20 protein-coding genes and 2 pseudogenes are annotated in these 18,865 nt (G+C 61.1%); 12 read left to right on the top strand and 10 right to left on the bottom strand.

The annotated features are described in order from the left end of the window. Window positions 1-531: 531 nt before the first annotated feature. The 3 genes and pseudogenes from QWY84_RS16855 to QWY84_RS16845 all read right to left on the bottom strand — a co-directional run. Window positions 532-1,710 (bottom strand): tyrosine-type recombinase/integrase, encoded by a 1,179-nt coding sequence (locus QWY84_RS16855; RefSeq protein ID WP_290204081.1) that lies wholly within the window; start codon window positions 1,708-1,710, stop codon window positions 532-534. A 397-nt stretch (window positions 1,711-2,107) separates the two neighbouring features. Beyond that, on the bottom strand, window positions 2,108-2,422 hold the full coding sequence (locus QWY84_RS16850) for a helix-turn-helix domain-containing protein (RefSeq protein ID WP_290204080.1): 315 nt from the start codon (window positions 2,420-2,422) through the stop codon (window positions 2,108-2,110). Window positions 2,423-2,741: 319 nt separating this feature from the next. Beyond that, a pseudogene (locus QWY84_RS16845) lies at window positions 2,742-3,044 on the bottom strand (transposase); the annotation flags it as partial. Between the two features lie 136 nt (window positions 3,045-3,180). On the opposite strand from QWY84_RS16845, the gene QWY84_RS16840 reads away from it, so the two are divergent. After that, window positions 3,181-4,398 (top strand): IS256 family transposase, encoded by a 1,218-nt coding sequence (locus tag QWY84_RS16840; RefSeq protein WP_290204079.1) that lies wholly within the window; start codon window positions 3,181-3,183, stop codon window positions 4,396-4,398. A 22-nt stretch (window positions 4,399-4,420) separates the two neighbouring features. Here the strand turns inward: QWY84_RS16840 and QWY84_RS16835 are convergent, their stop codons facing one another. From QWY84_RS16835 to QWY84_RS16815, 5 genes and pseudogenes are all read right to left on the bottom strand, one after another. Then, window positions 4,421-4,855: a hypothetical protein gene (locus QWY84_RS16835; RefSeq protein WP_290204078.1), complete on the bottom strand. Its 435-nt coding sequence runs from the start codon at window positions 4,853-4,855 to the stop codon at window positions 4,421-4,423. Between the two features lie 16 nt (window positions 4,856-4,871). Beyond that, a pseudogene (locus QWY84_RS16830) lies at window positions 4,872-5,375 on the bottom strand (transposase); the annotation flags it as partial. A 561-nt stretch (window positions 5,376-5,936) separates the two neighbouring features. Next, window positions 5,937-7,238: an ISL3 family transposase gene (locus tag QWY84_RS16825; protein WP_290204076.1), complete on the bottom strand. Its 1,302-nt coding sequence runs from the start codon at window positions 7,236-7,238 to the stop codon at window positions 5,937-5,939. A 141-nt stretch (window positions 7,239-7,379) separates the two neighbouring features. After that, entirely contained in the window at window positions 7,380-7,688 is a 309-nt protein-coding gene (locus QWY84_RS16820; RefSeq protein ID WP_290204075.1) for an AzlD family protein, read from the bottom strand. Continuing rightward, window positions 7,678-8,406, bottom strand: a complete 729-nt coding sequence (locus QWY84_RS16815) for an AzlC family ABC transporter permease (RefSeq protein WP_290204074.1) — start codon at window positions 8,404-8,406, stop codon at window positions 7,678-7,680. Before QWY84_RS16815 ends, QWY84_RS16820 begins: the two co-directional genes overlap by 11 nt. A gap of 113 nt (window positions 8,407-8,519) precedes the next feature. Between QWY84_RS16815 and QWY84_RS16810 the strand changes: the two genes are divergently transcribed. The 6 genes from QWY84_RS16810 to QWY84_RS16785 all read left to right on the top strand — a co-directional run bounded on the left by QWY84_RS16810 (window position 8,520) and on the right by QWY84_RS16785 (window position 13,826). Continuing rightward, window positions 8,520-9,386, top strand: a complete 867-nt coding sequence (locus QWY84_RS16810) for a LysR family transcriptional regulator (RefSeq protein WP_290204073.1) — start codon at window positions 8,520-8,522, stop codon at window positions 9,384-9,386. Window positions 9,387-10,199: 813 nt separating this feature from the next. After that, entirely contained in the window at window positions 10,200-10,613 is a 414-nt protein-coding gene (locus QWY84_RS16805) for a hypothetical protein (RefSeq protein ID WP_290204072.1), read from the top strand. Next, window positions 10,606-11,133, top strand: coding sequence for a hypothetical protein (locus tag QWY84_RS16800; RefSeq protein ID WP_290204071.1), 528 nt, complete (start codon window positions 10,606-10,608; stop codon window positions 11,131-11,133). The genes QWY84_RS16805 and QWY84_RS16800 overlap by 8 nt, the downstream gene beginning before the upstream one ends. Before the next feature lie 125 nt (window positions 11,134-11,258). Then, window positions 11,259-11,456, top strand: a complete 198-nt coding sequence (locus tag QWY84_RS16795; RefSeq protein WP_290204070.1) for a hypothetical protein — start codon at window positions 11,259-11,261, stop codon at window positions 11,454-11,456. Between the two features lie 826 nt (window positions 11,457-12,282). Continuing rightward, complete coding sequence (locus QWY84_RS16790) at window positions 12,283-13,443, top strand: IS30 family transposase (RefSeq protein WP_435373000.1); 1,161 nt, start codon at window positions 12,283-12,285, stop codon at window positions 13,441-13,443. 62 nt (window positions 13,444-13,505) lie between these two features. Next, complete coding sequence (locus tag QWY84_RS16785; RefSeq protein ID WP_290204069.1) at window positions 13,506-13,826, top strand: hypothetical protein; 321 nt, start codon at window positions 13,506-13,508, stop codon at window positions 13,824-13,826. A 178-nt stretch (window positions 13,827-14,004) separates the two neighbouring features. On the opposite strand, the gene QWY84_RS16780 is transcribed toward QWY84_RS16785, so the two are convergent. Together QWY84_RS16780 and QWY84_RS16775 are read right to left on the bottom strand one after the other, a co-directional pair. Next, window positions 14,005-14,304: a hypothetical protein gene (locus tag QWY84_RS16780; RefSeq protein ID WP_290204068.1), complete on the bottom strand. Its 300-nt coding sequence runs from the start codon at window positions 14,302-14,304 to the stop codon at window positions 14,005-14,007. Between the two features lie 534 nt (window positions 14,305-14,838). Continuing rightward, complete coding sequence (locus tag QWY84_RS16775; protein ID WP_290204067.1) at window positions 14,839-15,264, bottom strand: MerR family transcriptional regulator; 426 nt, start codon at window positions 15,262-15,264, stop codon at window positions 14,839-14,841. Window positions 15,265-15,345: 81 nt separating this feature from the next. Here QWY84_RS16775 and QWY84_RS16770 point away from each other — a divergent pair, with 81 nt between their 5' ends. Genes QWY84_RS16770 through QWY84_RS16750 form a run of 5 tightly spaced genes read left to right on the top strand, consistent with a single transcriptional unit; the run spans window position 15,346 to window position 18,394 of the window. Continuing rightward, window positions 15,346-15,747, top strand: a complete 402-nt coding sequence (locus QWY84_RS16770) for a mercuric transporter MerT family protein (RefSeq protein WP_290204066.1) — start codon at window positions 15,346-15,348, stop codon at window positions 15,745-15,747. A gap of 19 nt (window positions 15,748-15,766) precedes the next feature. Further along, window positions 15,767-16,075, top strand: a complete 309-nt coding sequence (locus QWY84_RS16765; RefSeq protein WP_290204065.1) for a cation transporter — start codon at window positions 15,767-15,769, stop codon at window positions 16,073-16,075. Continuing rightward, window positions 16,065-16,274: a mercury resistance system transport protein MerF gene (merF, locus tag QWY84_RS16760; protein ID WP_290204064.1), complete on the top strand. Its 210-nt coding sequence runs from the start codon at window positions 16,065-16,067 to the stop codon at window positions 16,272-16,274. The genes QWY84_RS16765 and merF overlap by 11 nt, the downstream gene beginning before the upstream one ends. Window positions 16,275-16,332: 58 nt before the next feature. Next, window positions 16,333-17,970, top strand: a complete 1,638-nt coding sequence (gene merA, locus QWY84_RS16755; RefSeq protein WP_290204063.1) for a mercury(II) reductase — start codon at window positions 16,333-16,335, stop codon at window positions 17,968-17,970. 31 nt (window positions 17,971-18,001) lie between these two features. Next, on the top strand, window positions 18,002-18,394 hold the full coding sequence (locus QWY84_RS16750) for a MerC family mercury resistance protein (protein ID WP_290204062.1): 393 nt from the start codon (window positions 18,002-18,004) through the stop codon (window positions 18,392-18,394). The last annotated feature ends 471 nt before the right edge of the window (window positions 18,395-18,865 follow it).

Raw genomic sequence — 18,865 nt, 5'->3', positions numbered from 1 at the left:
TGTCCCTCGCCGGCGAGATCTCGTCATGCGCTGCTTGTCCCTCTTGGCACAAGATCGTCCGAAGGGTCATTGGCCGTGCCCCTACGGATCCGGGAAGCGCTTAAGAGACTGCTATTGTGCCGAGTTCATCGAGTTGAGGCATAAAGTACCGCCCAAGATGGCAAGGCAGATGCGATCCTGCATCCTCTCGCGGGAGAGCCATCGCGGCCGGCGATGTCGTTGACCGCTACATAGGCCTGACACCGCCTTGGAGGAGCCGGTGAATCAGTTGCCGGGGACGTTGCTATGCGGCTCTACGCCCCGCCGCTCCCCACGATCCTTCCTCGAATACGTCTAGATTTCCTTCCTGGTATACGAACAGCGGACCCCCGGAGCTGGGTGGTCCGATGCTCATATCCCATCTATACGGGAGGGGGTACCCGTCCCTCACAAGCGTTCAACACTTTACCTGAACGCCTTGCGCGCAGGCCGGGCTCTCGATTCCCCTGCGCGTCCCTGCGTTGTCGTGCACTTCCTTGCGCTTGGCCCGGGTTATCCTAGGTGCCTCGCTGCTTCGTGGCTCACATCGCTTGCCAATAAGTGCCCATAGTGGCGATTCACCATATTGGTGTTCGTGTGCCCGAGCAGAGTCGCCACGGCCTTATCGCTCATGCCGGCCTTCAGAAGCTTGGTGGCGTACGTGTGCCGCAGCGTGTTGGTGCTCGCAACGCCATATCTCTCTACTATCGCCGGGTCATTCAGGCCCGCGCGCTCCATCGCTGCCTCGATCCCGGCGGTGCCATTGCCGCTCCTGCGTTCATTCACAGGGTGGCCCGTAGGCGCCCGCCTGGGAAAGACCCAGTGGATCCCGTGCTTGCGGTTGCCAACCCTACGCCCCATGACTTCCTGGAGGCGCGGGGTCATCGCGAGCTCGGTCAGCACCTTGCCGCCGCTCTTCTCTCGATACACCAGTACCACCCCACGCTTGAGGTCGACATCACGCCAATGGAGATAAGTCGCTTCGCTGTACCTGCACCCTGTGTCCAGAAAGAACACGGCCAGATCATAGTTGTCCTGCGATCGATCCTTCAGCGGGCCCGTGCGCTCGGTGAAGCGCAAGCCGCCCACATAGCCTTTGCTTGGGTCCAGCTCGTGCAGCAAGCGCTGTACCTCGTCGTCATCAAGCGCACGCGGGCGCGCGCTCGCGGTAAACTTTTCGAACCGAAGATTCGGGTTCACGTCCGCCTCGAGCTGGCGCTTGCTGTAGTTGACAGCGGCTTGCAAAGTGGTTAACTCTCGATTGATTGTGCCCTCTTTGTTGCCCTCGCTCAGGCGCTGGCGCACAAGCTCCTCAATGTGTCGCACAGAGAGGTCCGAGAGCTTGAGGTCGAGATCCAGCCCCCAGCGGGCCCCCCGCTTGCCCTTCCCTGACAGCTTGTCCAGGCGCTGGAGCGCATTGTATTGATCGTTGAGGCGTGGCACGCGGTTTTGCCGGTACTCGTCCAGCGCTTCACCAACGGTCATGTCCATGCGCCGCCCGTGCAAAACCTTCTGCCGAAGCTTTTCCTTCTCCTCCTCCGCCACATTAAAGGCCTTGCCATAGTCCTCCGTGCCTGTGTTAATGCGATGGCGCTGGCCCTTGATCTTGCAGTCATGAAGCCACGAGCCGTACTCGCGGCCCTCTGCATCTTTTTTCCTGTACAGTGCAATACTGCCCGTTTTGCTCGGCATAGGTGCCTCCTTTTTTGTGTCTAATCTCGTGTGAACTTCTTTATTTATTTGAACATTTTATAATACGTGTCCCGCATGTTCAGCACGGGTAATTCAAGGAACATATCGCGGGCTTTCGTCCACGGCCCATGGTCCACTCCTAGCCAGTACGCCGTGTACGTTGACCCACTTTTATCTGTCGCAATCGACAAAATAAGGTCCGGCCAATCATCTGCGCTGAGATAGAAAGACCAGTGCAGAAACTCAATGCCACCCTCCTTTTGAGTCGATGTTTCGTGTTCGTAGTCGTACCCCAGATCCGTGAGGTGCGACAAAAAGCGAGAGAATTCGGTCCTTTCCGCCTCGTCCGTGTAGCGCGTTATCCTGCGCCCTCCCTTTTCGTACCGTAAATGTGGCATTAGCTCGCTTCTTCCTTCTTTTTGAAGCACAGGTCGTACATTAATGGATCGTAATGACGCAGAAGCGAGCGCGCGAACCCCTGGACATCCTGGATATCAAGCGCTCTGGCCCAGTGTTCGATCTCTTCGGTGGGCAACCGCCTTACGCCAGTCTCCACCTGGGAGATGAACGTGTAGTAATCCAGGTTCAGGCGCTTGGCCATTTCCATCTGGCTCATACCGGCTTGCTGACGATAGGTTTTAATCATCTTGCCGGCCTGTTTCCTGAGGTCCTTGTACTCGCTTCCACGTAGGTCGTATCGCGTATGTGCCATCGTGTGGTTCTCCTGGCTAGTACTGGGTGAGCGACGACCAGGCACAAAACCAGGACGCCGCGGTTGCCAGTATAGCCAGGGTTGCCATTACCGTCCAGGACATTTTTCTAGTGCTGTACTTTGGTAGGCCTGCGGGGGCTCGAGGCGACAATCCACCGCCTCGAGAGAAAAGCGTGAGAATCAGGCGTGACGCGGGCTCATATAGGTTGACAAAAGAAGAAACCAGGCACACGGGGGCCCGCGTTTATCATCGCTATTTTGCCCGTGAGCGGCCGGGTGAGGCCCTTGGCCGCCCTGGTAGTCCGTCCTGAATAACCCGTTATGCGGCAGCCCGCATTCCGGGTTTGAGATTCTGATTACGGATTCCGGTGTCGAAGACGGCCCGTAGCCGCCCAAGTATTCGGCGCAAAAGAGCGGGCATCGCCCGGAGCAGGAGCCGGATGTTGTGCCCGGCAGCCACGAGCACCGCATTGAGCGCATCGCCCAGAGCACCTTTCAGTCGGCACCGGTCCATGCGGCCGTCGGTTTTCATGTGACCGATCACGGCTTCGATGGCGCTGCGGCGTTTGAGCTCCCTCTTCAGCGTTCGGGTGTTCATACCGCGTTTCTGACCAGAAAGTAGAGTCCCCAGAAGTGTGTAACTCGGCGGCCGGGAGGGTTGCCGGGCCGGTCAGGCAGGGAGGCTGAGAGGCCACCGCGGGTCTCGTTAGGATTCGGGCTGAATCAAGACGTAGGACCCAATCGAAGGAGAACCCGCGATGACCGAGAACAGGATGGCACTGCTGGAGATGGCTGAGAAGGGTGGCGATGTGGACTTCCTGCGTGAGCTCGTGCGCGAGGTCGTCCACAAGCTCATGGACGCGGAAGTCACCCAGCACTGTGGTGCCGAGCGCCACGAGCGCAGTGAGCAACGCCAGGATCAGCGCAATGGCTACCGCACGCGGCGCTGGGATACCCGGGTGGGGAGCATGGAGTTGCAGGTCCCGCGGCTTCGCCACGCCAACTACCTGCCCTCGTTCCTGGAGCCGCGGCGGCCGACCGAGCAGGCGCTGGTGGGTGTCGTCCAGGAGGCGTATATCCAGGGCGTGTCGACGCGCTCGGTCGATGAGCTGGTCAAGGCCGCCGGCATGGAGGGGATATCCTCATCGCAGGTCTCGCGGCTGTGTGCCTCGATCGACGAGCGGGTCCAAGCCTTCCTCGAGCGGCCCATTGAGGGGCACTGGCCGTTTCTGTGGCTGGATGCGACCTACGTCAAGGTCCGCGAGCACGGCCGGGTGGTCTCCAAGGACTGTGTGATCGCTGTGGGCGTGAACACCGAGGGCCGCCGGGAGGTGCTGGGGCTGCGCGTGGGCCCGAACGAGACCCAGGGCTTCTGGAAGCAGTTCCTGCGCGAGCTCCTCGGGCGGGGCCTGACGGGGGTGGAGCTGGTCATCTCCGACGCCCACCAGGGGCTCAAGCGCGCCGTCGGCGAGGTGCTCCACGCGAGCTGGCAGCGCTGCCGCGTGCACTTCATGCGCAACATCCTCTCCTACGTCGCCAAGCGCCACCAGAGCATGGTTGCGGCGATGGTGCGCACGGTCTTCGCCCAGCAGGACCACGCCGAGGCACGGGCGCAGTGGCGCACCGTGGCCGATCAGCTCCGGGGGCAGTTCCCCAAGGTCGCCGAGGCGATGGACGCCGCCGAAGAGGACGTGCTCGCCCACATGGCCTACCCGGCGGCGGTGTGGTCGAAGATCTCCTCCACCAACCCGCTGGAGCGGGTGAACAAGGAGATCAAGCGCCGCAGCAATGTGGTGGGCATCTTCCCGAACGACGAGGCGGTCACCCGCCTGGTCGGGGCGGTGCTCACCGAGCAGACCGAGGAGTGGGCCACGGGGCGGCGCTACATGAGCCTGGACAGCCTGCAGCAGGTCACCCCGGCTGACGCCGACGACCCCGAGCAGGCCCTGGCCCAACTCGAAGAGCAAGTGGCCTGAATCAGCGAAGAGACCGCGGTGGTCAATGAAGGCCTTTTACACAGTTGACTGGGCACTGCCGACCAGAACGGAAGACCTGGACGTCCGGGATGGCCGCTCCCTGGTAACCACGATCGACGTAGCAGCGCTTGGGTGCCACACCGCTCAGGATCTCGGTCTGCTCCAGCGTCTCGGCCAGGGTGTGGCCGTCGAACGGGTTGTTTGGCATGGAGCGGCAGCCGACCACGAAGCTCTCCCGGTTGGTCACCGCCACCGAGACCTTCACGCCGAACTCCCACGGCTTGGCCACCTTGCCCTTGCCGATGACCTCGACCTCCGGGGCATGCCAGGACAGCAGCTTGTTCTTGCTCTTGCGCGTCTGGTTGAGCAGCCGGTTTGCCCGGTGCAGCGGTTGCTGGAACGCCGTCTGGGTGACGTCCGGTGCGTCCTCGATCTTGCGCTCAATGTCGCGGGTCACCCGGCCCAGGTAAGTCTTCAGCCGTTTGGTCATCCGTCGGGTACGTGATCGCCTTCTCCTGGACGGTGGTATCCACGCTCACGCGTTCCAGGCTCTGGCGTTTCACCACGCCGGTGCGCTTGGCGACTTCCACGGTCTCGGCAAGCAGCAACTCCACGCCTTCCTCGCCGATGCGCTGCCGCCACCGGGTCAGCGACGAAGGATCGACCGGGAACTCATGCTGGAAGTATTTCTCGCCGCAGAAATGCTGCATGTAGGGATTTTCCACCCAGCGTTCGACCACGGCCTCGTCGGAGAGGTTGTAGGCGTGCTGCAAATACAGCAAGCCTGCGATCAGCCGCGGTGGCGCTGCGGGTCGGCCGGTTGGCGAGGCAAAGAGTTCGCTCCACTCGCGCTCGAACACCGACCAGTCGATGCGATTGGCCAGCTTCACCAGCGGGTGACGCGGATCGATCAGGTTGGCCAGCTCACTGCGGAAGAGATCGTCCTGTGGCGTATGCCGCTCGTCCCGAGGCCCCATCCAACACCGTTATTGCAGGGAAACTGCCTTGAGGATACCAAAAACCGGCAATTTCAGAATGCTGAAAAACTCCAGAATCTCCGCCGCATCAGTGGGTTGGGAGTTTTTCAGGACCGACCTGGTAAGCCCTTCAGGAGAAGCGCCCGCGCACCGTTGTGTCCGCGAGGCCTAGGGCATATGAAAACTAGGAAAAAACAGGAGCAACAAGCGCTTTATAGGCGAGCTTGCGCTCCCTCAAGGCGGAGCCCCGCGGGTGACAATCGTCGACTTATCAAGAAGCTAGAACAGCCTAGGCGGGCACCGGGGGGACTATAACGGTGGACCCCGGTTTGTCAGGCGATTTCTATAGGGAGGCGTCGGGCGTTTGTCAAGTCCAATGTATAACCAGCGACCGCTCGTCCGTCAATGGTTGACAACGGTCGGACGTTTCCATGGACTCTGGTGGCTGTCAACTCGTTATTCCTAGAGCACATCGGACCCCCACCGGGGGGATTCCTGGCGCGCGAGAAGAAAGGGTATCCGGATTAACTGGTTGAAGGGGCCTTCAAACTCCTCCGCCCCCTAATCTGTCCGGAAGGGTGATAGATCGACGCCGTAGTTCTTCTCGACCGGGGGAAGGCTCTTGCCGTAGGTCATGGTGGCCCTGCCCAGGAACGGGGATTCCTTGGTCTGCGGCGACTTCTTCTTGTGCTTGGTGGTGTAGAGCATCCGAGCGCGCATCACCTCGAACGAATAGCCCCGGCCATCGCGGTTCTTGTCCTTGGCCAGTCGGTTGATCGACTCCGTGAAGGCGTTGGTGATCGGGATGTCGGCCTCGAAGTAGGTCAGCATCTCCTCACGCCAGTTGCTGACAGCTTTGACGAGATCCTTCCAGACTTCCTTCTGCCCCTGCGGGATGTCGTCAATCCATTGAGCCAGCGCCTTCTCGGCGTCACGCCGGTTGGTGCAGTCCCAGATGTGGAAGAACCGCTCCTTGTGCTCGTGTGCCGCCAGGAGCTGGGGGAAGGCCCCAGTCCAGGTCTCCATGATGAGCCATTCGCGGTCTGAGACGTCGTGAGCGCACTTCAGCAGGATCTTCCGGTCACCCTTGAGGGTTCGGCGCTGATTGGGCGTCAGCTCCTTCCTGAGGCCCTTGCGGATGCTGTCCATGGCATCGTTGGCCATGCGCACGACGTGGAACTTATCGACCACGATACGGGCTTGTGGCAGCACCGCTTGGACCGCCGCCCGGTAGGGCTTCCACATGTCCATGCTGACGATCTCCACCTTGTGGCGGTCGGTCATGTTCATGAGGCGCCTGGTCACCGCATCCTGTTGGCGACCAGGGAGCAGGTCCAGCAGGGTGCGCTCCTCCAGGTTGGTCAGGATGCAGCGGTAACGGCGATTCAGGTACAGCTCGTCGATGCCCAGGCAGCGAGGCGTCTCGAAGCGGTGCCAGGCTGCGAGGAACTCGGCCTTCTTCTTGAAGATCTCGCGGACGGTCTTCTCGTCGAGGCCTGTGGTATCGGCCACGTAGGCATAGGGGTGGTTGAAGGCTTCCTTCTCGACATGAGTGTGGAGCCGGCGAGTCATGCGGTGGTCATCCACCATATCCGGGAGCTTAGGGCGGAACGTTTTCTCGCAAGCCCGGCACACGTAGCGGCGGCGAACAACCCAAAGGGTGACTCGCTTGCCATGGATAGGCAGATCTCGGTAAGCCATATCGCGCTTGCCGAACCTGACGAACTCACCCCCAACGCCACATTCCTCGCACGCTAGAGGTTCAGGCGCTTCAATTTGATAGTGGAGATCATGCTCATCTTGTTTAGTGTTCAGGATATTATATTGCGGCAAATGCAGGACATTGTTGGGCAGGTTCGTCACACATCTCTCCCTGAGAGGTTCACCATTTCATCTAGCCCCGGGTGTCTGGATTAACTGGTTCAAGAGAGCCCAGCATGACAAGCTGGGCGCTGCTCGACATTTATGTAGAAAACGCAGCGCGCCCGTGGCGCTGGGGTATGGCTACATCTGACGGAACAGTGCCGCCACCAGAATACCGCCGGCGATCGCTGGCAGTGGCTTCTTCAGCGTCAGCATAATCACGGCGGTGGTCAGCAGGGCCAGACGGGCGCCATTGTCACCGGTGATCGCCAGCGGCGCGAGCAGCGCCACTAGCACCGAGCCGGACATGGCGTGAATGAACCGTTTGACGCGGTAGCCGATGGGCACGAAGGACATCGCGAAGACGCCACCCCAGCGAGTCACCAGGGTCACCACCGCCATGATCAGGATGATGGCGAGCGCGCTCGGGTTGCCTGTCTCAATGCTCATGGTCACGACTCCCCCAAAAGAGGCCGACCAGGCCACCGGCGATGGCGCCCACGACCACATGGCTGTTTTCCGGCAGGTAGCGATAGGCCAGCAGGGAAGCGCCCGCCGCCACCGCCCAGATCACCAGCATGCGCAGGTTCTTCTCACTGCCCACCACCATGGCGAGCAGGAAGCAACCCATCACCATGTCCAGTCCCAGGCTCGCGGGGTTGCTCACGGCGTTGCCGAAGTACAGACCCAGCCACGTGCCAAGAACCCAGAAGCTCCATAGGGCGATACCACCGCCCAGCAGCAGCCCCAGCCCCGGCCGGCCCTGGCTGAACGCCTGCATGGCCATGGCCCAGTTGGCATCGGAAGCCACCAGCATCACGCCGTAGCGCTTCGCCGGCTTGAGTGGCTGCAACCAGGGGGAGAGCGTAGCGCCCATCAGCAGGTGCCGGGCATTGATCGCGAATACGGTGAGCATCATCGTAAAGAGCGGGATATGTGGCCCCCACAACTCCAGAGACGCGAACTGTGCAGCACCCGCGAAAACCAGGGCGCTCATGATGACGATGGACGCATCGCTCAGCCCAGCCTGAGTCGCCGCCAGGCCGAAGGCAGCGCCGAAGACGATGACAAACAGCGAGATGGGTAACAGTTCCCTGAACCCTTGCCACGTTAGCGCCCCGTCCAGACGATGCAGTGCCGCCTCCTCACTAGCCATCTCGTTGGTCATGCCGTACTCCTCCTGTCTCATGACATGGCCGTCACTATGCCGCGGCGCACCTCTTGATGAAAGCGAATGATTTTGCTATTAGATATTCGAGAATCGAATTCATGTGGCAGCGTATGGCCTACCAAGATCTGCAGATCGACTGGCTCAAGTGCTTCGTCGCGGTGGTGGACGCCGGCTCACTCTCCGCCGCCGCCCCTGAGGTGCATCGCTCCCAGTCGGCGGTGAGCATGCAGCTGAAGAAGCTGGAGACCGCTCTGGGGCATCGCCTGCTGGAACGAGGGCCTCGGTCGCAGCAGCTCACCCCGGAAGGGCAGCGGCTGCTGGGCTATGCCCGCAGGATGCTCGACCTGCACGCTGAGACCCAGGCGGCGTTTCACGGCCGGGTGCTGACCGGGCATATCTGTCTCGGCGTGCCGGATGACTATGCGGCACGCTACCTGACTCCGGTGCTGAAGCGCTTCGCGCCGCAGCACGGCGCGGTGGAGATCGAGCTGAGCTGCGAGCAGTCGACCGCACTGATTCCGCGGGTCGAGAATGGCGACCTGGACCTCGCACTGGTCTCGCGGGAACAGCCGCGTCACGGCACCCTGCTGTTCCATGAACCGATGGTGTGGGTCGGCTCGCCGGAGTTTCCTACCTGGCGGCACGACCCGTTGCCCATCGCTGTCTACGAGAGCGCCAGCCTCGCCAAGCGCAGTGCCATCAACTCCCTGGCTCTGCAGGGACGCCGCTACCGGGTGGTGTACAACAGCTCCAGCCTGGCAGGGCAGATCGCTGCGGTGGAGAGCGGCCTTGCCGTCGCCGTGTTGACGCGGTGCAGTGCCCCGCCCCACTTGGAGATCCTTGGCGGCAAGCATGGTCTGGGCCCGCTGGAGCCCATGGCGGTGGCGGCCTATCGCAGTCAGGCCTCTCAGGGCAACGAAGCCGTCGACAGCCTCTATCAGCTGCTGATCAGGACGCTGCGCAGCACGGTGGATTGAGCTATCGCTCAGCGAGCGGCGCTAGCCCGATACCCCTATGGCCGGTCGAGGACGGAGCGCAACAGCCCCAAACCAGCCGTATCCTGGTAGCGGGCACATGAATCGCAAAAGCTAGCTACTACGATCATCTGTTGGCTAGCGACATTGGACGATCATTGATCGATAAGGCAGCGCTGCTGGTTGCACAAGACCGCTCAGCATCCTAATTCTATCAACCGAATAATCCGGAGAGCACAGGAATAGATGCCACATCATATTGGGGAGCTATCAACCAATTAATCCGGATACCCTTTTTCTTCTCTACGCGAGACCAGCGCGTGTACGCGCGAGAAGCGCAAGCTCCCTGGGGATCCTGTGTTGTCTCTCGCGCGCGTTCGCGCGTTTACGCGCAAAGAACCAGGTTGACAAGAGTGTTGCATCTTTATATACTTATGTAATAATGAAAGGTTTTCTTCGAGTACCGCCTCACAAGCCCAACCTTTGCACTCTAGGACCCAAGGGTCCAGTGATGCCCCTTTTGCCGCACACGCGGCGCCTCAGTAAGCCGCAAGCCACCCTTAGGAGGACGCAATGGAGATTGTTGTCGCAATCCTGAGCGGACCCGTGACGCATGCGCTGGCAGCATTCGGTTGTCTCCTGCTGTCGTGCTCCGCAATGACCTACGCCGCAACCCAGTGAGGTCCTTATGCTGAAAGCGCTCGATCGCATCGTCGTGACCGCCATGTTTCTGTACATGGGCGCCCATTGGGTTCTCGCCTTTACGCAGTAACGCAAGCCACCTAGGAGGCGCCTCTGGACTTCGCAGACCGCGTGATGCACCAAATCGCCTATGCCACGCTCGGGCTTCTCGAGCGCGAGGTGGGCGACCTGCCGTCCAACACGGTCCCACCTGGGAAGAACCCCTGGGGCTTCGAGGACAAGGCGCCGGAGGCTTTCGGGGGTGTCTCCCAAGCGATGCGCCTTCGCCGCCGCATCAAGCATCTCGAGGAACAACTGGAGGAAGAGCGTGAGAAAAACGCCGGGCTGAGCGAGCAGGCGGTCCTCGAGTTCGCTGATCACATGCATACGACCACTCAGGCTGACGATAACCAGCGCCTGATCAACCAGATGGCGCGACTTATGGACAGCCTGCAACTGGAGATCCACGAGCAACTCGAGGCCTACCGGGACTATCGCTTCCTGCGGGTTGAACTTGCGCTAGCGCGGAGCGACAACAAGCATGACTGAGGCCCTTCCGTGCTTCCTTGACATCGAAGCCTCGGGCCTCGAGCCCGGGAGCTTCCCCGTGGAGATCGCCTGGAGCCTGCGCGATGGGACCATCAATGGGGCGCTTGTGCGCCCGCACCCTGAGTTCGATATGGACTCCTGGGATCCACGGGCCGAAGAGCTCCATGGGCTGTCCATCGACTACCTGGAGCAGCACGGGGAGGACGCGGGCGTGATCATCAGCCGACTCAGGGCCGGAACCCAGGGGGCGCCGATGTACTGCGACGCGATCGCCTTCGATCCGCATTGGCTCGAGATCCTCTGGATGGTCTCGGGGGCATGGATTGCCAGAGGCGACTACCCACGCCTCCTGGCCGCCTACGAGCTCTTCTCGGATGTCTCCGAGGCACCCATACAGGCAATGGAGCGCCTGCGTGAGGCCATTTCCCGGGACGACCGGAGCCTACGGCCGCATAGGGCGAAGGATGACGTGAGAGCGCTTCTGACAGCGTATCTCATGCGCAAGAAAAACCCCGGGTGAGGGCCCGGGGTAAAACGAGATTAGACACAAGCGAACTCTCGAACGGTAAAAATAGAAGAGGACTTATGCCTACGAATTATGGTACCAAAGCTGAGACCGGAATGCCTACGCCCGCGGTGGCGTCCATGCGCTACACCAAGGACACCACGGGTGACCACGAGCTCCATCGTTTCGAGTTCCTAGGCTCCCACGGCGTCGAGCCGCTTGAGATCGCAGGGCCGCTGGAACTCAAGCATCTGCTATGCATCGCATGGCATCTCGCGGATGCCCTGGGCCTCGGGCAACCGCCCGAGCTGGCTGAGGTCAGTCAGGCTCGAAGCTGACCACCTCCACGAAGTCCTCCACCATCTGTCGCTTCTTTCCTCGCACATCGACTGCGCCAACATACCGTCGAGCATCGGGGCAACGACGAACCGGCAATGCACCGATTCGAATTCCTCGGCCCCTGCGATGTCGATCCCCTTGTTATTCACGGCCCGCTGCGCACCGCGGATTTCGTTTTTTTGTTGCGTGGCACCTCATGGATGTCATGGGATTCGGCCGCGAACGAGAAATCCACGAGGGGCACCAAAGATGGCCCGCCCCATTCCGGTCACGCATCACGGCTATCCGAGATGATTCCCCGCCGGTTGTAGCTAATCTCTTGTCACTGAGCACCGAGACAACAGCAGTCGAATCGCCCGGTGACACCGCTCCTTGCATTTGCCTCACTGACCCCGACGCTTTCATCGCCCGAATACCACCAGAGTTTGTACAAAACGTCGCTGTCGTCGAGAGTGACATCGTCCGAGCTTCCGCTCGCAGCTCTGCGAGCATCGGAGCGTATGCGCAATGTCCAATGCGAACCGAATATGGCCATCATCAAGGCCACAGTCCGGTACTGACACCGTTTCTGCCCGCCCAGGCAGGCAAAGTGCCCCGTAAGGCATCGAAACTGCCATCGCTGGCAGCAGCTTTTTCGCCCAACCCGCGCCAACACCCACAGTGTTTCGCTCAAAAAGACGCTCTACCTTATATGCGTTATATAACTTTATAATTGTTATAACCGTTATAATAGTTATAACATTTTTTCCTAAAAAAGGGAATGGTGCGTTCAATTGATCGATGCAACACCCTTTGTCCTAATGTTGCTTTTGGGGGGTGGTGCATATGGCACGTATGGGGAGACCGGGGCTCTCAGCCGAACAGAAGGCCGAGGCCTGGGCACGATGGAGAGGCGGGGAATCGCTCAGTGACATTGGCCGCGCCCTGGGCAAGCATGCCGGATCCGTTCATGGTGTCGTCGCTGCGCGTGGCGGCATCGCGCCCGCTGAGCGCCGTCGATCGCACTTGGCGCTGACGCTTGCAGAGCGCGAGGAGATCTCGCGTGGCCTTGCCACCGGGGCATCGATTCGTGGAATCGCCGCGAACCTCAACCGTGCCCCGTCCACACTCAGCCGGGAGATTAATCGTCACGACGCTCGGGGCACGTATCGCGCTTCGCTGGCGGATTGCCAAGCCTGGGATCGTGCCCATCGTCCCAAGCCGTGCCGGCTTGCGACGCGTCCACAGTTGCGAATGGCAGTTGCACGGAAACTTGCACTGGACTGGTCACCCGAGCAGATCGCAGGTTGGCTACGGGTTCGGTATCCAGACAACTCTGACATGCAGATCTCCCATGAGACGATCTACCGCAGCCTATTCGTCCAGGCTCACGGCGTTCTCAAGAAGGAGTTGATGAAGCACCTGCGCTCGCGACGGATGATGCGCCGTTCACGCCTTGCGAGCACGGAAGGACAACCACGCGGCCAGATCATCGATGCCGTGTCGATCCGAGAGCGCCCAGCAGAGGCAGAGGACCGTGCCATACCAGGTCACTGGGAAGGGGATCTGCTCTCTGGCGCGAAGAATAGCCACATCGCCACGCTCGTCGAGCGTCACTCGCGCTATACGATGCTGGTAAAGGTCGACGGCAAGGACACGGCAAGTGTTGTGGGGGCGGTCAGTCGGGAAATCCGTGCACTCCCGCGGGAGCTGTGGCGCTCTCTGACTTGGGATCGCGGCAGCGAAATGGCCAGCCATAAGGCCTTCACTGTGGCCACGGACGTGAAAGTCTACTTCTGCGACCCACAGAGTCCATGGCAACGCGGGACGAATGAGAACACCAACCGCTTACTCCGCCAGTATTTCCCCAAGGGCACGGATCTCTCTGGGTTCTCCCAGGCCGATCTCGACGCGATCGCCCAACGCCTTAACCAGCGACCGCGTAGAACTTTCGGGTTCCACAACCCGGTGGATAAACTCATGGCTACTGTTGCGTCGACCGGTTGAACGCACCATCCTCTTTCTACTCCTATCAATGCGGCCTTCCTATTCATTGAGGCGCTGTTGCAATGACGAAAGCAAACGCTTTTCTGAAGCGTCTCATTCTTAACAAGTCGGTCCTGAAAAACTCCGGAATCTACGCCGCATCAGTGCCTTGGGAGTTTTTTCAGGAGCGACTACTTAAGCGGCCGTCCGCGCAGCAGCAGGTGGATCCCGAACGAGTGGCCGAACGTGTGCGTGCTGATCATGAACGGCGCCCCGCTGACTTCTTCCACCACGGCCTGAATGTGGACTTCCCCGGGTGTCGTGGACACTCCGACGCCATGATTGCACCACTCCTCAATCCTTTAGCAGACCGACGCCGGCGGAGCTCGGCGGGCTTCCCGTGAGGGTTTTTGGCTATATTTCAACTCGGATTAAGATAGGGTTATCTAACTCAGTCCACTATACTCTTCATCAGGCCGGCGTTGGTTAAAGTGCCGAGACGCTAAGCCCACTGCCTATGAAGCACTTCAATCCGATCCAGTAGATCCTCTGGTACTCCGAGCAAATCTGCAGGATGCTTCATCAGGGCGCCTCTGCCGCAGAGGAAGTTGAGAGCGAACTGAAGATTAGCCGCATCAAGGCTGATAAGATCGATTGCGCTGAAATTATAATGCGGCTGATCGCGCTTAGAAGTATACAGCGGGCAAGGTGGCCACTTTCGCTCATGTGCTGCGCACAGTCAGCCAAGCCGAGAATAGCGTCGCGATACGTCTCCAAAGAAATCATGGACTCACGGTGAACATACGCCTCAAGGGCGCCCCGACCGAAGTCGTCGACCTCTTCATCGGACAGCTCAAACTCATTATCAAATTCGTTCTTCACGTCGTCACCTCCGTCCCGCAAGTTAAATGACTGTACTCCAGCCAGTATATAGGCGCATTAAAAATGTGTAGCTTTAGCACCCAACGGGTGCTACTTCGGGAGAATTATTTCATGTCGTGTAAAACGCGCTAAAAGCCCGATTTTGCGCAAACCATCTCCGCCACCAAGACGGCTGTCCTCTCTGCATCTCGTTTCACGTGGGTGTTACCCCACCTCGGTGGACAGGTTCGGATTTGAGCCCTCCGCTTAACTGGAACGCCCGGGCCGCAACGGCGATGCAGTGGATAGTTGGATGCTAAACAACCTTTCAAGGGACGGGCGTGACCGTGGTCGCAAAAACTCCGTGGCATGGGCTGCTAACTCCCTTCGCAGGGTCGTCAGTATCCCCGCCAGTCACAGCGGAGTGCCGACCGCGACCCTGAGCTGTCGGTCGGCCGGTACCTGCGAGAGTCCGCTTTCAAGAACTGTCCACGACACCGGTGGAAGGTCAACCAGAATAATTGACGTCAGACAGCCGGCCCACCAAGCAAGGCGTTATGGGTGCCGTGTCGCGTTCCCCGACCGGGGCATGTTGAACAACGCTTCCAGCATCGAACAATCCGGCGTTTCGGCGCCCGTGCAGCGGCCGACCAACTCGGACAAGGCATTCTCCACTTGGCGCAGGTCGGCGATCTTCTCGCGCACCGCTTCCAGGTGCTCCTGGCCCAGCGCCTGCACTTCAGCGCAGGTGTAGCTGCCGCCGTCGATCATTCGCAACAGGGCGCGGACCTCTTCCAGCGAAAAGCCCAGATCGCGCATCCGTCGGATGAACAGCAGGCGGCGACGATGGCTGTGGTCGTAGACGCGGTAGTTGTTCGACTCCCGGGCCGGCGGCGGCAGGACGCCAATGCGCTCATAGTAGCGAATGGTCTCCACCTGGCAGCCCGTCTCACTTGCTAACTGGCCGATACGTAGTTTCACAGATAGTTCCCTCATTGACCTTATAGCGACTGCAGGGTCTATGGTTCTGTAGTTCCAGTCAATGAAACGGACAGGCGAGCCATGGAGAAGCATACAACCGACGATGCTGCGGGAATGCAACGGCAGATGGCTTTGCGAGAATCAAGCGGCTGGCTTGCAGGTGGTGGTGTTGTTGGCGGCCTGCTGGCGACCACGTGCTGTGTTCTCCCGCTGGTTCTGTTCTCCATGGGCGCGGGTGGCGCCTGGATCGGCACCCTGCGCAGCCTCGAGGCCTACCAGCCCGTCTTTGTGATCGTGGCCGTAGCCTTCATCGCAGCCGGGTTCTGGAGCCTTCGACGTCGCCGCCGGACGTGCATGGTCAATGGCTATTGTGCAACGACAACCGCGACCCGGGTAACAACGGTGGCGCTCTGGGTAGCGACTGCGCTGGTCGCGCTCTCGCTGGCCTGGCCCTGGTTGTTCCCACTCGTCATCGGACGCTGAACGCCGGGAGGATTTTTCCATGAAGACGTCTGCCATCAACGCGGCGTTGGTCGTGATCATTGGCTTGTCCTGGGCGGGAATGGCCCAGGGCGTGGAACGCACCGTCGCGCTCAGCGTCGACGGCATGACCTGCGTGAGTTGCCCCTACATGGTCGAGCAGTCCCTGAAACGCCTGGACGGCGTTGTCGACGCCCGCGCGTCCATGGGGACCGATGCCGCCGAAGTGACGTTCGACGACGACCGCGTGAGCGTCGAAGCGCTGGCAAGCGCAACGGCCAACGCGGGCTTTCCCTCGAGCGTACAGGGAGTGACCGACCATGAAGGATAAGACGCTGCTGCGCACCGGCATTGTCGGCACCGTCATCGCCGCATTGTGCTGTTTCACGCCGATACTGGTCATCGCGTTCGGCGCGGTGGGGCTGTCGGCATGGCTTGGCTATGCCGACTACGTCCTGCTACCTGCGCTGGCATTTTTCATTGGCCTGACCGCCTACGCCCTCCACCGGCGACGCCGTGCGGCAGATTGATGCGATACGGAGACCGTCTGAAACGTTCTCTCGACAAGCCGACAGACTTGGAATCCTTATGACGACACATGAACTGAAGATCACCGGCATGACCTGCGAAGGCTGCGCCATGAAGGTGCAAACCGGCCTCGAGCGGCTCGCCGACGTTCACGCCCGGGTGAGCTATGAGCGGGAGCGAGCGACCGTCGAGGCGCCGAGCGCCCTCTCGCGAGAGCGCTTGCTCGAGCAGGTGCGCGCCGACGGGTATGGCGCTGCGTTTGTCGAGGATACCGATGAAACGCCGGTCCGGGGGAATACCTCCGGCCAGACCCATGTCGCCATTATCGGCAGCGGTGGCGGTGCGTTCGCCGCGGCCATCCGTGCCGCCGAGGAAGGCGCCCGGGTGACCATGATCGAGGCGGGCACCATCGGCGGCACGTGCGTGAACGTCGGCTGCGTCCCCTCGAAGATCACGCTGCGGGCAGCGGAGCTCCACCACCGTCGGGCCCACCACCCGTTCGACGGCATTGCCCGTGACGCCGGCCCGGTGGATCGTAGCGCCCTGCTGGCGCAGCTCCGCGGCCGTGTCGAGGAGCTGCGCCAGTCCAAGTACGAGAGCATCCTGGCTGATGAGCCTGCCATCGAGTTCCTCGCCGGGCGGGCCCGCTTCGAGGACGCAGGCACCCTGGCCGTGGAACAGCCCTCGGGCGCGGCGCAGCGCCTGCAACCGGACCGCATCCTGATCGCCACGGGCGCCTCGCCGGCCGTGCCCCCCATCGACGGTCTCGCTGCAACGCCCTACTGGACGTCCACCGAGGCGCTGTTCACCGACGAGATCCCTGAGCACCTGCTGGTTCTTGGCGGCTCGTTCGTGGCGCTGGAGACCGCCCAGGCCTACCGGCGGCTCGGCAGCGAGGTCACGGTCCTTGCCCGGAGCACACTGCTCAGCCGCGACGACCCGGAAGTGGGCGCCGCGCTGCAGGCAGCGCTGGAGGATGAAGGGATTCGCATTCTCACACACACCGCTGCGCGGCGAATCGACCATGACGGGGCACGCTTCCGGGTCGCCCTTGACGGCGAAACCCTCATGGGCGAGCGACTCCTTGTCGCCACCGGCCGTCAACCGAACACGCAGATGCTGGATCTGGAAAACGCCGGCGTCGAGACCGATGATAGCGACGCCATTTCGGTGGACAGCCACCTGCGCACCTCCGCTGCGGGCATTTTCGCCGTGGGCGACTGCACGACGATGCCGCAGCTGGTCTACGTGGCCGCGGCGGCCGGCACGCGGGCCGCCATCAACATGACCGGTGGCGACGCGGAACTGGACCTGACAGTAGTGCCCACCGTAGTGTTCACTGACCCCCAGGTTGCAACCGTCGGTCTGACGGAACGCGAGGCCGAGCACCGCGGCATCGCACCGGATGCCCGCCGCATCGACCTGGAACACGTCCCCCGCGCCCTGGCGAACTTCGACACCCGCGGGTTCATCAAGCTGGTGACAGAAGCCGACACCGGGCGCCTGATCGGAGCGCAGGTCGTTGCCCACAACGGTGGCGAGATCATCCAGATGGCGGCGCTGGCCATCCGCAACCGCATGACCGTGAACAGCCTGGCGAACGAGCTGTTCCCGTACCTGACCATAAGTGAGGGCATCAAGCTCTGCGCGCAGACGTTCTCGAAGGACGTCGCCAAACTTTCGTGCTGCGCAGGGTGAGATTAATCGGCACCGATCGGAGGAAAGCGCCATGCTCAGTAACATGCTAGATGTAGTAACCCGCCTGGGCGACAAGTTCGGCTTCGGGGCCACGTTGGTTGCCGGAGCGGGTTGTTCGGTGTGTTTCCCGGCGCTGGCCGGTGTCGGGGCCGCCGTTGGCCTGGGTTTTCTCGCTCCGTTGGAGGGTGCGCTGGTCAACGCGGTGATTCCGGCGATCGCGGTGCTGCTGGTGGTGATCAATGTCCTGGGATACTTCAAGCACCGGCAGTGGCACCGCCTGGCGCTAGGCCTCGTTGGTCCTGTGCTGATTCTCATGGGTGCGATCGCCATGAGCGAGCTGCTTTTCTATCCAGGGCTTGCCGCGGTACTCGGCGTATCCATCTGGGATATGCTCTCCGGCCGCGACAAGCAATGCGAGACATAAGTACGCCGCTTACGGCTGACCACCTGATGCGGAGTGATGGTATTCCCAACGAGGCAGCGCGTTGAAGCCAAGTCCCTGGCTTCGACTGCTTCGTCAACCTGCCGTTCGTGATGAAAGGCTAACGGGTTCCACTCAGAGTCGTACCTCGCCGTCAAACAATGGGCAAAGCTAGCCGACTCACAGCCAATAATGTCCGGGGAAGCCGGCACGGGTCAGCCGAGAGCGTTGACAGCGAAGTAGCCCGACTCATATCCATGCTCATAGTTTGCAGTTGATAAGCAACTCCACGCAGTGGCTTTCGCGCCCCCGAATGTCAGCTCGCCACCTGTCCGTGGGCGTCGAGGTTCTCCCGCAGGAACTCCCGGAACACCCGGACCCGTGCCGGCGCCTCGCGTCCGCCGAGCGTAATGGCGTAGAGCGTGCCCTCGGATACGTACCACTCCGGCAGGACCCGTTGGACAGCGCCCGAAG

Origin of the sequence: Aquisalimonas lutea (assembly GCF_030409225.1) — a bacterium.
GTDB classification, from domain to species: domain Bacteria; phylum Pseudomonadota; class Gammaproteobacteria; order Nitrococcales; family Aquisalimonadaceae; genus Aquisalimonas; species Aquisalimonas lutea.
This window is presented reverse-complemented; position numbering and strand designations above follow the sequence as displayed.

Bases quoted from the DNA above. Each gene is read 5' to 3' on its own strand.
- QWY84_RS16855 (WP_290204081.1), bottom strand. From the start codon at position 1,710: ATGCCGAGCAAAACGGGCAGTATTGCACTGTACAGGAAAAAAGATGCA.
- QWY84_RS16770 (WP_290204066.1), top strand. From the start codon at position 15,346: ATGGAGAAGCATACAACCGACGATGCTGCGGGAATGCAACGGCAGATG.
- QWY84_RS16785 (WP_290204069.1), top strand. From the start codon at position 13,506: ATGACGAAAGCAAACGCTTTTCTGAAGCGTCTCATTCTTAACAAGTCG.
- QWY84_RS16765 (WP_290204065.1), top strand. From the start codon at position 15,767: ATGAAGACGTCTGCCATCAACGCGGCGTTGGTCGTGATCATTGGCTTG.
- QWY84_RS16820 (WP_290204075.1), bottom strand. From the start codon at position 7,688: ATGAGCATTGAGACAGGCAACCCGAGCGCGCTCGCCATCATCCTGATC.
- merA (WP_290204063.1), top strand. From the start codon at position 16,333: ATGACGACACATGAACTGAAGATCACCGGCATGACCTGCGAAGGCTGC.
- QWY84_RS16795 (WP_290204070.1), top strand. From the start codon at position 11,259: ATGCGCTACACCAAGGACACCACGGGTGACCACGAGCTCCATCGTTTC.
- QWY84_RS16790 (WP_435373000.1), top strand. From the start codon at position 12,283: ATGGCACGTATGGGGAGACCGGGGCTCTCAGCCGAACAGAAGGCCGAG.
- QWY84_RS16810 (WP_290204073.1), top strand. From the start codon at position 8,520: ATGGCCTACCAAGATCTGCAGATCGACTGGCTCAAGTGCTTCGTCGCG.
- QWY84_RS16850 (WP_290204080.1), bottom strand. From the start codon at position 2,422: ATGGCACATACGCGATACGACCTACGTGGAAGCGAGTACAAGGACCTC.
- QWY84_RS16805 (WP_290204072.1), top strand. From the start codon at position 10,200: ATGCACCAAATCGCCTATGCCACGCTCGGGCTTCTCGAGCGCGAGGTG.
- QWY84_RS16840 (WP_290204079.1), top strand. From the start codon at position 3,181: ATGACCGAGAACAGGATGGCACTGCTGGAGATGGCTGAGAAGGGTGGC.
- merF (WP_290204064.1), top strand. From the start codon at position 16,065: ATGAAGGATAAGACGCTGCTGCGCACCGGCATTGTCGGCACCGTCATC.
- QWY84_RS16815 (WP_290204074.1), bottom strand. From the start codon at position 8,406: ATGACCAACGAGATGGCTAGTGAGGAGGCGGCACTGCATCGTCTGGAC.
- QWY84_RS16800 (WP_290204071.1), top strand. From the start codon at position 10,606: ATGACTGAGGCCCTTCCGTGCTTCCTTGACATCGAAGCCTCGGGCCTC.
- QWY84_RS16750 (WP_290204062.1), top strand. From the start codon at position 18,002: ATGCTCAGTAACATGCTAGATGTAGTAACCCGCCTGGGCGACAAGTTC.